The following is a 13916-nucleotide window of genomic DNA, read 5'->3' as shown; positions in this document are numbered from 1 at the left end:
GCGGTCTGCGTCGCCGGTGCGGACGGTGCGGACGGCGCCGGCTTCGGGGCGGTGGTCGTGCTCACTGCTCCTCCTCCTGCTTCAGGATCAGGCGGAAGTAGAAGGACATGACGATGATGAGGATCAGGATCGTCAGGACGGAGATCGCGGCGGCCAGACCGTAGTGGAACTGGCTCTGGCCCTCGACGTAGGCGAAGACCGGGAGGATCTCGGAGGCGCGGTCGGGGCCGCCCTTGTTCATCGCGTAGACCTGGGTGAAGGCCTTGAAGACCCAGATCACCTCGAGGAAGGTGGTGATCAGGAAGAAGGGCTTCAGCTGGGGGAAGACGACCTTCCAGAAGGTCTGCCAGCCGTTGGCGCCGTCCATCCGGGCGGCCTCGTACAGTTCGGCCCCGACCGTGGTCAGGCCGGCGTACATGTTGAGGGCGACGAAGGGGACCGATCCCCAGACCACCAGGATCGTGATGATCACCATGGTGGAGAGGCCGGTCTCGAACCAGTTGTGCTGGTCGTACCCGGCGATGCCGGCGGAGCGCATGACCCAGTTCATGACGCCGAACTGCTCGTCGAAGAGCCACTTGAAGACCTGGACCGACGCGACGATCGGCATGGCCCAGGCCATCACCAGTGCCATCGACAGGACCAGGCGCATCCACTTGCCGAGCCGGTTCAGCAGGATGCCGATGAGGCAGCCGATGCCCATGATGAGCGCGACGTTGGCGAGGGTGAAGCCGAAGCTGCGCAGGACGACGGTCCAGAAGTCGGAGTCGCCGAGCAGCTGGGTGTAGTTGTCCAGTCCCGCGAACGGGTACTTCCGCTGGATGAACTCGATCTTGTTGATGTCCTGGAAGGACAGGATCACGTTCTTGATCAGCGGATACAGCAGCAGTGTCGCGAGGCTGAGCACCGCGGGCAGGACGAGCAGATACGGCGCCCACCCCGAGGGGAGCGACCTTCTGCCCCCGCGAGGCGACGGATGGCTGGGGCCGCTACCGGTGCCGGGCACCTTCGGCCGTCCGGCGGACTTCTGTGGTGCGTCCTGTGGAGCGCTGGTGGTCGCTCCCTGGGAGTGCACGGTCATGTCTGGGCTTCCTCGCGGTTGACTGTGGAGTCAAATGCGCGACCGGGGGTGGGGGGGGGGGGGGGGGGGGGCGTACCCGCCCACCCCCATCCTAAAAAATAAAATTGCATGCCCGGGAGGTGATGGGGGGGCGGGGTGGGCGCGGTGGGGGGGCGGGCGGGTGGCGGTGTGGTGGTGGGGGGTGCTGGGTGGTTTTTTGTTGTTCTCTCGGGGGGGGGGGGGGGGGGGCGCGGGGGGGGGGGGCCCCCCCCCCCCACCCCCCGGTGCGTTCACACTGCTGGTTGCTGCGGGTGTTGCGGTGTGTCGGGTGGAGCGGTGCTGCGGTGGAGCGGTGGTGCGGTGGTGCGGTGGTGCGGTGCTGCCGGGTGGGACTACTTGTTGATGCGGCTCGCGATTTCCTTGTCCGCGTCCGCGCCCGCCTTGGCGGCGTCCTCACCCTTCAGGACCTTGGTCATGAACTCCTTGATGGGGTTCGGCTCGGTCTCGACGTTCGCCCAGCCCGCGGTGACCGGGGTGATCTTGCCGGAGGCGGCGGCCTTGGCCATCGACTCGGCGAAGGAGCCCGGGGCGGCGGGGAAGTTCGCGGCCGTCTGGTTCGGGAGCAGCGCGCCCTCGGTGGCGGTGGCGTACTTGGTCATCTGGTCCTTGCCTGCGGCGAGGGCCAGCCACTCCTTGGCGAGCTCCTTGTTCTTGGAGCGCTCGGCGACGGCGAGGTTCGAGCCACCGAGGAAGACGGAGCCCGGCTTGTCGGCGGTCTTGCCCGGGATCGGGAAGTAACCGAAGTCGCCTTCCTTGCCCGCTTCCTTCAGGGCCTTCAGCGCGCCCTGGGCCTCCCAGCCGAGACCGATCCAGGACGAGACGCCGCCCTTGGGGACGATGTCGGTGGACTGCTGCGGGGTGGCCTCGTCCTTGTCCTTGGGGGCCGTGGAGAAGGACTGGAGCTTCTTGTAGAAGTCCATCGCGGACGCGGCCTGCGGGGTGGCCAGCTGGCCCTTCCACTTGCCGCCGTCCTTGACGGCGAGGTCGCCGCCCTCGTCCCAGACGAAGCCGGCGAGGACGTACCAGCTCTGGCCGGGCAGGTAGATCGGCTGCGAGGCCGGGTCCGTCGTCTTCAGCTTCTCCAGGCCGGCCACCCACTCGTCGCGGGTCTTCGGGGCGGTGATGCCGGCCTTCTCGTAGGCCTTCTTGTCGTAGATGACGACGCGGTTGGCGGCGTACCACGGGGCGGCGTAGAGCTTGCCGTCGACCTCGGCGGAGGACGTCATGCCCTTCGACCAGGCGTCGGCGCCGAGCTTGGACTTGTCGCCCGACAGGTCGGCGAGGCCACCGGTGACGGCGTAGCCGACGGTCTGGGTGTTGCCGAGCTCAATGACGTCCGGCGGGGTGTTCTCGGAGAGGGCCGTGGTGACCTTCTCCTGGATGCCGGTCCACTTCTGCTCCTCGACCTTGACCGTGACACCGGGGTGCTTGGCCGAGAACTCCTTGTTGACCTCGTCGATCCAGGCCTTGGGTGCGGAACCGTCCATCACCCAGACGGTGATCTCCTTGGCCGCGCCACCCGATGCTTCGGTCTTCGCCTTGTCGTCGGCACCGTCGCCACACGCCGCGAGGCCGATAACCATGCCCGCGACTCCGACCGCCGCGATGAGCTTGCGCTTCACGCCACCCTCCTCAGGGATGCTGCCTGCAACTTCCCTCGCCCACCGCGGTGACGTACCAAGTACTGCCCGTGGGGCCGGGATCCGATCCAGATTGGTTTAGACCAGTAGCTGGAGCTTGGCCTAGACCTTTAGGGGTGTCAAGGGTCTAATGAGCGGGTGCTCGGTCCGTTATCGGACCGACACCTGGGGGAGGGAGGAGGCCTGTCCTCCCTCCCGTGTCACGATGTGACCGCACATATCGGAGGAGCCGGTGACGGCAGCGAAACTGGAGTCGGGAAGGCGGGCGGCGATGGCCACCGAAGGGGCGACCACGGAGCCGGAAGGCGGGGCAGTCACTCGGACGGCGCGCGTGCCCAAGTACTACCGGCTCAAGCGGCACTTGCTCGACATGACCGAAACGCTCCCCCCCGGCACGCCGGTCCCGCCGGAGCGCACGCTCGCGGCCGAATTCGACACCTCCCGGACCACCGTCCGGCAGGCCCTTCAAGAACTCGTCGTCGAGGGCCGGCTGGAAAGGATCCAGGGCAAGGGCACCTTCGTCGCCAAGCCCAAGGTCTCCCAGCCGCTCCAACTGTCCTCGTACACGGAGGACATGCGGGCCCAGGGCCTGGAGCCGACGTCCCAGCTCCTCGACATCGGGTACGTGACGGCCGACGACACCCTCGCCGGCCTGCTCAAGATCTCCACGGGCGGACGGGTCCTGCGCATCGAGCGGCTGCGTCTGGCGAGCGGCGAACCGATGGCCATCGAGACCACGCACCTGTCGGCCAAGCGCTTCCCCGCGCTGCGCCGTTCGCTGGTCAAGTACACCTCTCTCTACACGGCCCTCGCCGAGGTGTACGACGTCCGCCTCGCGGAGGCGGAGGAGACCATCGAGACCTCCCTGGCCACCCCGAGGGAGGCCGGACTGCTCGGCACGGACGTCGGACTGCCGATGCTGATGCTCTCCCGGCACTCCCTCGACGCCGACGGGGAACCGGTCGAATGGGTACGTTCGGTATATCGCGGCGACCGTTACAAGTTCGTTGCCCGTCTTCAGAGGCCTGCCTTGTGATCACCGGTTGACTCCCGTTCGATCCTCGGTGGACGCTCGTACCGCTATGCGGACGGGGGCTTACGTCCAGCGGTCGAGCCCCCGTAGATTCCCTGCGCTTAAGCAGATGATCAACGAGGGGACGAGGATCATGCCGGAACCGGACGCAACAAGGACAGACCGGACTCCACCACCGGGGGATGCGGCGAGCCCGGGCGGCAGGCCCGACTCGCCCTCTCCGTCGGGCCGCCTCTCCCCGCAGTCGATCGCCGTGTGGGCGCTCGTGGCCCTGATCGGAGCCATCGGCTGGGGCGTGTTGGCCCTGTCACGGGGTGAGGAGATCTCGGCCGCCTGGTTGCTCGCGGCGGCGCTGGGCTCGTACGCCATCGGGTACCGCTTCTACGCGCGCTTCATCTCGCGGCGCGTCCTGAAGGTCGACAAGACCCGGGCCACCCCCGCCGAACGCCTCGACAACGGTGTCGACTTCCATCCCACCGACCGTCGGGTGCTCTTCGGCCACCACTTCGCGGCCGTCGCCGGCGCGGGCCCGCTCGTCGGTCCCGTGCTCGCCGCGCAGATGGGCTACCTGCCGGGCACCATCTGGATCGTCGTCGGCGTCATCTTCGCCGGCGCCGTCCAGGACATGGTGACGCTGTTCTTCTCCACCCGGCGCGACGGTCGTTCGCTCGGCCAGATGGCCCGGGACGAAATAGGGCCGGTGGGCGGAGCCGCCGCCCTGGTCGCCGTGTTCGCCATCATGATCATCCTGCTGGCGGTGCTGGCCCTCGTCATCGTCAACGCCCTGGCGCACTCGCCCTGGGGCGTCTTCTCCATCGGCATGACCATCCCGATCGCCCTCTTCATGGGCGTGTACCTGCGCGTGCTGCGGCCGGGCCGGGTCACCGAGGTCTCCGCCATCGGCGTCGCGCTGCTGCTGCTCGCCATCGTCGCGGGCGGTTGGGTCGCCGAGTCCTCCTGGGCGGACACCTTCACCCTGGAGAAGGAGACGCTGGTCGTCTGGATGATCGTGTACGGCTTCATCGCCTCGGTGCTGCCGGTGTGGTTGCTGCTCGCGCCCCGCGACTACCTGTCCACCTTCATGAAGGTCGGCACGATCGCCCTGATGGCGCTGGGCGTGGTCATCGCGATGCCGACGCTCCAAATGCCCTCGGTCACCGACTTCGCGGCGCGGGGCGACGGACCGGTGTTCGCCGGCTCGATGTTCCCGTTCGTCTTCATCACCATCGCGTGCGGTGCCCTGTCCGGCTTCCACTCGCTGGTCGCCTCGGGCACCACCCCGAAGATGATCCAGAAGGAGACCCAGGTCCGGGTCATCGGCTACGGCGCGATGCTCACCGAGTCGTTCGTCGCCATCATGGCCGTGATCGCCGCCTGCATCATCGAGCCCGGCCTCTTCTTCGCCGTCAACTCGCCCCCCGGGGTCATCGGCACCACGGTCGAGACCGCCTCCGCCGCCGTCACCAACTTCGGCTTCGCCATCAGCCCGGACGCCCTCGCGCAGGCCGCGAAGGACGTGGAGGAGGCCAGCCTGCTCTCCCGTACGGGTGGCGCCCCGACCTTCGCACTCGGAATGTCGGAGATCTTCTCGGCCGTCATAGGCGGCGCCGGCATGAAGGCGTTCTGGTACCACTTCGCCATCATGTTCGAGGCCCTGTTCATCCTGACCACGGTCGACGCGGGCACCCGCGTGGGCCGGTTCATGCTCCAGGACACCCTCGGAAACGTGCACAAGTCCTTCCGGGACGTCAGCTGGAAGCCGGGCGTGTGGCTCGCGAGCGCCATCGTCGTCGGTGGCTGGGGCTACTTCCTGTGGGTCGGCGTCAAGGACCCGCTGGGCGGCATCAACCAGCTGTTCCCGCTGTTCGGCATCGCGAACCAGCTGCTCGCGGCGGTCGCGCTGGCCGTCTGCACGACCCTGCTGGTCAAGTCCGGGCGGCTGAAGTGGGCCTGGGTCACCGGGGTCCCGCTGGCGTGGGACGTGGCCGTCACCCTCACCGCCAGCTACCAGAAGATCTTCTCCGAGGACGTCAAGGTCGGCTTCTTCGCCCAGCGCGACAAGTACCAGGCGGGCATCGACGCCGACAAGGTGCTGCCGCCCGCCAAGACCATGGACGAGATGCACACCGTGGTCACCAACGCCACGGTCGACGGCGTCCTGTCGGTGCTGTTCGCCGTCCTCATCATCATCGTGCTGGTGGACGCGGGCCGGACCTGCTTCAGGGCGATCGCCCACCCCGAGTCGGTCCGCCTCTCCGAGGTCCCGTGGTCCGAGTCGAAGATCGTCGCGCCGGCGGGGCTCATCGCCACGGCCGAGGAGAAGGCCGAGCTCGCGGCGGCCGGCCTCGACAGCGGCGGCGGCAAGGTCAAGGAGCCCGTCGCGTGAACACCGCGCGCGCGGTGGGCGGACTGCGCCGGGCGCTGACGAAGGCCCGGTACTACGTACGGGAGTTCTCCGGCGAGGCGGCGTACGACCGCTACGTCGCCCACGCCCGGGCCCACGACCCGGACGCCGGGGTCCTGACCCGGCGCGCCTTCGAGCGGGCCCGCACCGACGCCCGCGAGGCGGACCCCCGCGAGGGCTTCCGCTGCTGCTGACCGCCCGCGCGAAGGGCCCCGCCGCACCCCGGCGGGGCCCTTCCGCGTCCGCGGGTCGCCCCCGCCCTCCATCCGTCCCGCACACTCGACGCATGGACATGACGATCAGGGCGGCACTCCCCGCCGAGTACGAAGAGTTGGGCGATGTGACCGCGCGGGCCTACCTCGGTGACGGGTTGCTCGACGGGAATCCCGACGGCTCCTACGAGCGCGTGCTGCGCGACGTCGCCGGCCGCGCCGACCACGGCGAGGTCCTCGTGGCCGTGCTCGACGGGCAGCTGCTGGGCGGTGTGACGTTCGCCCCTCCGGGCAGCCCGCTCGCCGACATAGCCGGCCCCGGCGAGGCCGAGTTCCGGATGCTCGCGGTGGACGCCGCCGGCCGGGGCAAGGGCGCCGGAGAGGCCCTCGTACGGGCCTGCGCCGAGCGGGCCAGGGCGCTGCCCGGAGTGACCCGGCTGGTGCTCTCCACCCAGCCGCAGAGCCCCGCCGCGCACCGGCTCTACGGCCGCCTGGGCTTCGTCCGCACCCCCACGCGGGACTGGTCCCCGCTGCCCACGGTGCCCCTGATCACCTACGCCCTGGAGCTGTACGCACCCGAGCAGTAGCCACCCCGACACAACATGTGGGGGCTACCGCAACGAGCCGCCCCCACATGTATGCTCATGCCTGCTGTCGCCGCAGGGGAATCCGGTGCGAATCCGGAACTGTCCCGCAACGGTATGAAGTGCACCCATTGGTGCGTCCGCAAGTCCGAGGACCTGCCGACAGCGCGCCCGGCTCGACCGAACCGGGTGTCGACACGTCCGGGCCTCGCGGTTGGGCCGGTGGACGCCACGCGGTGCACGTACCGCCTGCCCTGTCCGGGCCGGTGCGTGGTCTTCCCGCGTGCGCCCGCTCTCCCCGCCCCGTCGAAGACCGGGCCGAGTGAGGGAGAGCTCCCCCCGTGACCATCGCGCCCGCCGCACCGCGCGCCGAGTCCGCCCAGTCCGCCAACGAGGCCGCGCTCGCGCCCGAGGGCCCGGGGACCGCACTGCTGCGCACCCTCACCGAACTCACGGCCGATCTGCCCGACACCGACCCCGGCCGGGTCGCCGCCGCCGCCCTGCGGGGTCGCAGCTCCGTCGCCGACGAGGCCGAACTGCGCGGGCTGGCCACCGAAGCCGCGGCCGGTCTGATCTCCGAGGACCCGGCGTACTCCCGGCTCGCCGCCCGGCTGTTGACCCTCGCCGTCGCCGACGAGGCCGCGGGCCAGGGCTCCACCTCCTTCGCCGAGTCCGTCGCCGTCGGCCACCGCGAGGGCCTGATCGCCGACCGCACGGCCGATTTCGTCGAGACCCACGCCGCCCGGCTGAACTCCCTGGTCGAGCACGCCCTCACCGAGGGCGCCGACGACCGCTTCGGCTTCTTCGGCCTGCGCACCCTGCACAGCCGCTACCTGCTGCGCCACCCGATCACCCGCCAGGTCATCGAGACCCCTCAGTACTTCATGCTGCGCGTGGCCTGCGGCCTCGCCGCGGACGAGAGCGTCCAGGCCGTCGAGGAAGTGGCCTCGCTCTACCGGCTGATGAGCCGCCTCGACTACCTGCCGTCCTCCCCCACGCTCTTCAACTCCGGCACCCGGCACCCGCAGATGTCCTCCTGCTACCTGCTGGACTCCCCGCTCGACGAGTTGGACTCGATCTACGACCGCTACCACCAGGTCGCCCGCCTGTCGAAGCACGCCGGCGGCATCGGCCTGTCGTACTCCCGCATCCGCGCCCGCGGCTCCCTGATCCGCGGCACCAACGGCCACTCCAACGGCATCGTCCCGTTCCTGAAGACCCTCGACGCCTCCGTCGCCGCGGTGAACCAGGGCGGCCGGCGCAAGGGCGCCGCCGCCGTCTACCTGGAGACCTGGCACGCGGACATCGAGGAGTTCCTGGAGCTGCGCGACAACACCGGTGAGGACCAGCGCCGTACGCACAACCTGAACCTCGCCCACTGGGTGCCGGACGAGTTCATGCGCCGTGTGAACTCCGACGGCCAGTGGTCGCTGTTCTCCCCGGCCGACGTCCCCGAGCTCGTGGACCTGTGGGGCGACGCGTTCGACGCCGCCTACCGCAAGGCCGAGGCGGACGGTCTGGCCCGCAAGACCATGCCCGCCCGCGACCTGTACGGCCGGATGATGCGCACCCTCGCGCAGACCGGCCAGGGCTGGATGACCTTCAAGGACGCCTCCAACCGCACGGCGAACCAGACCGCCGAGCCTGGCTCGGTCGTCCACTCCTCCAACCTGTGCACCGAGATCATCGAGGTCACCGACGACGGCGAGACGGCCGTCTGCAACCTCGGCTCGGTCAACATGGGCGCCTTCGTGGTGGACGGTGAGATCGATTGGGAGCGCCTGGACGAGACCGTCCGCACGGCCGTGACCTTCCTCGACCGCGTGGTGGACATCAACTTCTACCCGACCGAGCAGGCCGGGCGCTCCAACGCCCGCTGGCGTCCGGTGGGCCTGGGCGCGATGGGCCTCCAGGACGTCTTCTTCAAGCTGAAGGTGCCCTTCGACTCCCCCGAGGCGAAGGCCCTGTCCACGAAGCTCTCCGAGCGGATCATGCTGGCCGCGTACGAGGCCTCCTGCGACCTCGCCGAGCGCAGCGGCCCGCTCCCGGCCTGGGAGAAGACCCGTACCGCCCGCGGCGTCCTGCACCCGGACCACTACGACGTCGAGCTGAACTGGCCCGAGCGCTGGGACGCCCTGCGCGCCCGCGTCGCGAAGACCGGCATGCGCAACTCGCTGCTCCTCGCCATCGCGCCGACGGCGACGATCGCCTCGATCGCGGGCGTGTACGAGTGCATCGAGCCGCAGGTCTCCAACCTGTTCAAGCGCGAGACCCTCAGCGGCGAGTTCCTCCAGGTCAACGCGTACCTGGTGGAGGAGCTGAAGCAGCTCGGCGTGTGGGACGCGCAGACCCGCGAGGCGCTGCGCGAGTCCAGCGGCTCCGTGCAGGGCTTCGGTTGGATCCCGGCCGAGGTGCGCGAGCTGTACCGGACGGCGTGGGAGATCCCGCAGCGCGGCCTGATCGACATGGCGGCGGCCCGTACGCCGTTCCTCGACCAGTCGCAGTCGCTGAACCTGTTCCTGGAGACGCCGACCATCGGCAAGCTCAGCTCGATGTACTCGTACGCCTGGAAGCAGGGCCTGAAGACCACGTACTACCTGCGCTCGCGCCCGGCGACGAAGATCGCCCGCGCCGCGCAGGCCGCCGCCCCCGCGGCGCTCCCGCAGGCCGTGACCGACGCGGAGGCGCTGGCCTGCTCCCTTGAGAACCCCGAATCGTGCGAGGCCTGCCAGTAATGAGCACCACCAACAAGAACCTGCTGGACCCGGGCTTCGAGCTGACGCTCCGCCCGATGCGCTACCCGGACTTCTACGAGCGCTACCGGGACGCGATCAAGAACACCTGGACCGTCGAGGAGGTCGACCTCCACTCGGACGTCGCGGACCTCGCGAAGCTGACGCCCGGTGAGCAGCACATGATCGGCCGGCTGGTCGCGTTCTTCGCGACGGGCGACTCGATCGTCTCGAACAACCTCGTGCTGACGCTGTACAAGCACATCAACTCCCCGGAGGCGCGCCTGTACCTGTCGCGCCAGCTGTTCGAGGAGGCCGTGCACGTCCAGTTCTACCTGACGCTGCTCGACACCTACCTGCCCGACCCGGACGACCGCGCCGCCGCGTTCGACGCGGTCGAGGAGATCCCCTCGATCCGCGAGAAGGCGCAGTTCTGCTTCAAGTGGATGGACTCCGTCGAGAAGATCGACCAGCTGGAGACGCAGGCGGACCGCCGGCGCTTCCTGCTGAACCTGATCTGCTTCGCGGCGTGCATCGAGGGCCTGTTCTTCTACGGTGCCTTCGCGTACGTGTACTGGTTCCGTTCGCGGGGTCTGCTGCACGGTCTGGCGACGGGCACCAACTGGGTGTTCCGCGACGAGACCATGCACATGAACTTCGCCTTCGAGGTCGTGGACACCGTCCGCAAGGAGGAGCCGGAGCTCTTCGACGACGCCCTCCAGCAGCAGGTCGTCGACATGCTGAAGGAGGCCGTGGAGGCGGAGCTGCAGTTCGGTCGTGACCTGTGCGGCGACGGTCTGCCGGGCATGAACACCGAGTCGATGCGCGAGTACCTGGAGTGCGTCGCGGACCAGCGTCTGGTGCGCCTCGGGTTCCCGCCGATCTACGGCTCGCAGAACCCGTTCTCGTTCATGGAGCTCCAGGGCGTCCAGGAGCTGACGAACTTCTTCGAGCGCCGCCCGTCGGCCTACCAGGTCGCGGTCGAGGGCACGGTCGACCTGGACGAGGACTTCTAGTCCCCCCTCCGCGCGGGTGTGCGCCGGGAGCCGGAACGCGAACGAACCGCGTTCCGGCTCCTCGCGTTTCGGGGGTCGGGGTCGTGGCTCAGTGGGCCATGCGTCCCCGGCGGCCGAGGCCGAAGCGGATGCCCCGCCGGCGCGGAGGGGGTGCGAGACCGCCCGCCCGTTGGCGCGGCAGCCACACCCGCCGGGTCGCGACGGCCCGCAGCTGCCGGTCGATCCGTCGGTCGCGCCACATCCCGTACAGGCTGGGCCCGAGCAGGACCGCGGCGATGGCCAGGACGACGAGGTAGTTCACGAAGGTGCTCATACCTCCACTGTCCGCCTGATCGGCCATGATCGAACAGTGGCAGTACTGTCACTCAAGTACGAATTACTGCCACACTGAGGTCATGCTGACCAACGTGGCCGTGGCCCTCGTCGACGGAGTGGCCCCCTTCGAGTTCGGGATCTTCTGCGAGGTCTTCGGGATCGACCGCGGCGCCCAGGGGCTGCCGGTGTACGACTTCGCCGTGTGCGCGGCCGAGGAAGGTCCGCTGACCATGTCCGACGTCGGCTTCGCCATCGCACCCGCGCACGGCCTGGAGCGGCTGGAGGAGGCGGACCTGATCTGCGTGCCCGCCGACCGGCAGGCACCCGTGCGGGAGTACCCCGAGCCGTTCCTCGACGCCCTGCGGCGGGGCGTGGACCGGGGCGCGCGGGTGCTCAGCGTGTGCAGCGGGGCCTTCGTGCTCGGCGCGGCCGGGCTGCTGGACGGCCGGCGCTGCACCACGCACTGGATGCACGCCCCGGCGCTGGCCCGCCGCTTCCCGAAGGCGCGCGTGGACCCCGACGTGCTGTACGTGGACGAGGGCCCGGTGATCACCGGGGCCGGCACCGCCTCGGGCATCGACGCCTGCCTGCACGTGGTCCGCCAGGAACACGGCGCCGAGGTGGCCAACGCCATCGCCCGGCGGATGGTCGTACCCCCGCACCGGGACGGCGGGCAGGCCCAGTACGTCCGGCGGCCACTGCCGCGGACGGCGTGCGACACGGTGGGCGAGGTCATCGGGTGGATGACCCGGCACCTGGAGGACGAGATCACCGTCGAGCACCTCGCGGAGCGGGCCCACATGTCCCCGCGGACCTTCGCCCGCCGCTTCCTCCAGGAGACCGGCACCACCCCCTACCAGTGGGTGCTGCGCCAGCGGGTCCTGCTCGCGCAGGAACTGCTGGAGTCCACCGACGAGACGGTGGACTCCATCGCGACCCGCAGCGGCTTCGGCAACGCGGCGGCCCTGCGCCACCACTTCCTGCGCACCCTGGGCACCACCCCGAACGCCTTCCGCCGCGCCTTCCGGGGTCCGCAGGCGGCGTAGCGGGCGGGGCCGGACCCCCGACGCGTCAGTCGTTCGGGACGACCTCGTAGCGCGGGGTGTTCTCCTCCATCTGGCGCAGGGCGTCCTTGCGGTCCCGCTTGGAGAGCCGGTCGATGTACAGGTACCCGTACAGGTGGTCGGTCTCGTGCTGGAGGCAGCGCGCGAAGTAACCGGTGCCGCGGACCTTGATCGGGTTGCCCCGCGCGTCCTGGCCGGTCACCTCGGCGTAGTCCGGGCGGGCCAGCGCGGCGTAGGCGGTCGGGACGGAGAGGCAGCCCTCGTTCGAGTCGTCCAGCACGCGGCCCGCGGCCGGCAGCTCGACGAGCTTCGGGTTGACGACGACACCGGTGTGGCGCTTGCCGTCGTCGTCGGGGCAGTCGTAGATGAAGACCTTCGCGTCCACGCCGATCTGGTTCGCGGCCAGGCCGACGCCCTCGGCGGTCTTCTGGCTGGCGAACATGTCGTCGATGAGCTGCGCGAGCTCCTCGCCGAACTCGGTGACGTCCTTGCACTCCCGGTGCAGCACCGGATTGCCGACCACCGTGATCGGGCGCGACGTACCCCGCTCGCGGTGGGCGAGCTCGCGCGCCTCACAGTCCTCGGTGTCCACGACCCAGCCCTCGTCGTCGACCGGGACCACCTGGTTCTCCTGCTGCGCCATGTCCGCCGTACGCCTTCCGTAGATTCGCCCGAGCCACCGATGTGACCGGTACAGCCTACGGCCCGTACTCAGCAGACTTCTTCGAGATCCCGCCACTCCCGGCTGTCCGGGCTGTCGGCCACCCAGCCGTCGAGGAGCCCGCGCACCAGGCCGGCCGGCGCGGCGATGCCGCATTCGCGCTCGGGCACCCACAGCGGGCCGGAGCCCGCCGTACGGTGGCCCAGCGGGCCGGGGTGACCGGGCTCGCTGTGGTCGTGCGGGTCCAGGTGGTCGCCGGCGGCCTCGCCGCTCGGCATCGCGCTCTCCGAACACGTCCGGCACAGCAGCCGCACCGACGAGGACCAGTCCTCGGCGGCGAAGCCCGCGTCCGAGGCCAGCTGCTCCAGCGCGTTGCGGTCGGCCTCGGAGGCCGCTTCGAGCAGCACCACCCAGGTCGGCACCGGCGAGGGCGCCCACAGCTCGATCTCGTCGAATACGGGGTACGAGGGCCCGGCCGCGGTGACCCGCTCGCCGTGCGGGACCCCGTCGTGCAGGACGACCTCGCCCCAGCGCCGCCCCGAGGAGGGCAGCGGGATCGAGAGGACCTCCATGCGGGCCGGATCGAGCCTCCGGCCCCACACCACCTCGGCCTCGCCCTCGGGCGACAGCCGCACCGCGGCACTGCCCAGCTCCATGCCGACCGGCTCGCCCGCCCCCGCGCTGCTGTGCGGGTCCCCGGGCACCTTCAGCCCGTACGCCTGCCAGGCCCGCCGGGCCAGCGGCCAGTCCTGGAGCGCGGTCGCGGCGATGCCGACGTTCCACCAGTCCGGCGCGCCCGCCTCCCGGTCCAGGAGCGCCACCGCGCGCAGCCCCGCGGCCCGTGCCTGCTCCCAGTCGTGGCGGAACTTGTGCAGCAGGGCCAGGTTGAACCAGGACTCCGACAGCCAGGGCTCCAGGTCCGCCGCTCTGGTCAGGAGCGCGCCCGCGTCCTCGTACCGCCCGTCACCGATCAGCGTGAACGCGCGGTCGGTGGCCTGCCGCCAAGAGGCGGAGGGCCGATGCCGTACCTTCCCGAAGATCCTCACGATTCCCGCCTGCCGGTCCAACGGTGCAGCCTTGCGGACACCCTCACGGACACTCCTACTGCATCCAACCATGCCCGCTCGGACGCCCG

Annotated in this window: 12 protein-coding genes and 1 riboswitch; of the genes, 7 read left to right on the top strand and 5 right to left on the bottom strand. The window is 70.1% G+C overall.

Annotated features, from left to right (window positions below; translation table 11 throughout):
* Window positions 1-61: 61 nt before the first annotated feature.
* Both ACFY0I_RS02695 and ACFY0I_RS02690 read right to left on the bottom strand, forming a co-directional pair.
* Window positions 62-1081, bottom strand: a complete 1020-nt coding sequence (locus ACFY0I_RS02695) for a carbohydrate ABC transporter permease (RefSeq protein ID WP_388889097.1) — start codon at window positions 1079-1081, stop codon at window positions 62-64.
* A 371-nt stretch (window positions 1082-1452) separates the two neighbouring features.
* Window positions 1453-2742: an extracellular solute-binding protein gene (locus tag ACFY0I_RS02690; RefSeq protein ID WP_388889094.1), complete on the bottom strand. Its 1290-nt coding sequence runs from the start codon at window positions 2740-2742 to the stop codon at window positions 1453-1455.
* A gap of 289 nt (window positions 2743-3031) precedes the next feature.
* Between ACFY0I_RS02690 and ACFY0I_RS02685 the strand changes: the two genes are divergently transcribed.
* The 6 genes from ACFY0I_RS02685 to ACFY0I_RS02660 all read left to right on the top strand — a co-directional run bounded on the left by ACFY0I_RS02685 (window position 3032) and on the right by ACFY0I_RS02660 (window position 10741).
* Window positions 3032-3796: a GntR family transcriptional regulator gene (locus ACFY0I_RS02685; protein WP_281208094.1), complete on the top strand. Its 765-nt coding sequence runs from the start codon at window positions 3032-3034 to the stop codon at window positions 3794-3796.
* 130 nt (window positions 3797-3926) lie between these two features.
* A complete protein-coding gene (locus tag ACFY0I_RS02680) occupies window positions 3927-6179 on the top strand; it encodes a carbon starvation CstA family protein (protein ID WP_388889091.1) in 2253 nt (750 codons plus the stop codon).
* A 14-nt stretch (window positions 6180-6193) separates the two neighbouring features.
* The gene (locus ACFY0I_RS02675; protein ID WP_388889328.1) at window positions 6194-6391 is read left to right on the top strand and encodes a CstA-like transporter-associated (seleno)protein; all 198 of its coding nucleotides are present in this window, start codon (window positions 6194-6196) and stop codon (window positions 6389-6391) included.
* A 92-nt stretch (window positions 6392-6483) separates the two neighbouring features.
* Entirely contained in the window at window positions 6484-6996 is a 513-nt protein-coding gene (locus ACFY0I_RS02670; protein ID WP_388889088.1) for a GNAT family N-acetyltransferase, read from the top strand.
* A 44-nt stretch (window positions 6997-7040) separates the two neighbouring features.
* A riboswitch (cobalamin riboswitch) is annotated at window positions 7041-7172 on the top strand.
* A 162-nt stretch (window positions 7173-7334) separates the two neighbouring features.
* Window positions 7335-9728: a ribonucleoside-diphosphate reductase subunit alpha gene (locus ACFY0I_RS02665; RefSeq protein WP_388889086.1), complete on the top strand. Its 2394-nt coding sequence runs from the start codon at window positions 7335-7337 to the stop codon at window positions 9726-9728.
* On the top strand, window positions 9728-10741 hold the full coding sequence (locus ACFY0I_RS02660; protein WP_388889083.1) for a ribonucleotide-diphosphate reductase subunit beta: 1014 nt from the start codon (window positions 9728-9730) through the stop codon (window positions 10739-10741). The genes ACFY0I_RS02665 and ACFY0I_RS02660 overlap by 1 nt, the downstream gene beginning before the upstream one ends.
* A gap of 88 nt (window positions 10742-10829) precedes the next feature.
* Here ACFY0I_RS02660 and ACFY0I_RS02655 read toward each other — a convergent pair whose 3' ends face one another.
* Entirely contained in the window at window positions 10830-11054 is a 225-nt protein-coding gene (locus ACFY0I_RS02655) for a hypothetical protein (RefSeq protein WP_388889080.1), read from the bottom strand.
* A gap of 82 nt (window positions 11055-11136) precedes the next feature.
* Between ACFY0I_RS02655 and ACFY0I_RS02650 the strand changes: the two genes are divergently transcribed.
* The gene (locus ACFY0I_RS02650; protein ID WP_388889077.1) at window positions 11137-12102 is read left to right on the top strand and encodes a helix-turn-helix domain-containing protein; all 966 of its coding nucleotides are present in this window, start codon (window positions 11137-11139) and stop codon (window positions 12100-12102) included.
* Window positions 12103-12127: 25 nt separating this feature from the next.
* On the opposite strand, the gene def is transcribed toward ACFY0I_RS02650, so the two are convergent.
* Both def and ACFY0I_RS02640 read right to left on the bottom strand, forming a co-directional pair.
* Entirely contained in the window at window positions 12128-12763 is a 636-nt protein-coding gene (def, locus tag ACFY0I_RS02645) for a peptide deformylase (protein ID WP_388889075.1), read from the bottom strand.
* A 68-nt stretch (window positions 12764-12831) separates the two neighbouring features.
* Window positions 12832-13827 carry a tetratricopeptide repeat protein gene (locus ACFY0I_RS02640; RefSeq protein ID WP_388889073.1) on the bottom strand — a complete coding sequence of 332 codons (996 nt, stop codon included), beginning with the start codon at window positions 13825-13827 and terminating at the stop codon, window positions 12832-12834.
* Window positions 13828-13916 lie beyond the last annotated feature (89 nt).

Source organism: Streptomyces sp. NPDC001568 (assembly GCF_042893755.1).
In the GTDB taxonomy this organism is placed as follows: Bacteria; Actinomycetota; Actinomycetes; order Streptomycetales; family Streptomycetaceae; genus Streptomyces.
This window is presented reverse-complemented; position numbering and strand designations above follow the sequence as displayed.

What these genes read in the sequence shown, in the direction of transcription:
- ACFY0I_RS02695 (WP_388889097.1), bottom strand. Translation starts at nt 1,081, where the DNA reads ATGACCGTGCACTCCCAGGGAGCGACCACCAGCGCTCCACAGGACGCA.
- ACFY0I_RS02685 (WP_281208094.1), top strand. Translation starts at nt 3,032, where the DNA reads ATGGCCACCGAAGGGGCGACCACGGAGCCGGAAGGCGGGGCAGTCACT.
- ACFY0I_RS02680 (WP_388889091.1), top strand. Translation starts at nt 3,927, where the DNA reads ATGCCGGAACCGGACGCAACAAGGACAGACCGGACTCCACCACCGGGG.
- ACFY0I_RS02670 (WP_388889088.1), top strand. Translation starts at nt 6,484, where the DNA reads ATGGACATGACGATCAGGGCGGCACTCCCCGCCGAGTACGAAGAGTTG.
- ACFY0I_RS02660 (WP_388889083.1), top strand. Translation starts at nt 9,728, where the DNA reads ATGAGCACCACCAACAAGAACCTGCTGGACCCGGGCTTCGAGCTGACG.
- ACFY0I_RS02655 (WP_388889080.1), bottom strand. Translation starts at nt 11,054, where the DNA reads ATGAGCACCTTCGTGAACTACCTCGTCGTCCTGGCCATCGCCGCGGTC.
- ACFY0I_RS02650 (WP_388889077.1), top strand. Translation starts at nt 11,137, where the DNA reads ATGCTGACCAACGTGGCCGTGGCCCTCGTCGACGGAGTGGCCCCCTTC.
- def (WP_388889075.1), bottom strand. Translation starts at nt 12,763, where the DNA reads ATGGCGCAGCAGGAGAACCAGGTGGTCCCGGTCGACGACGAGGGCTGG.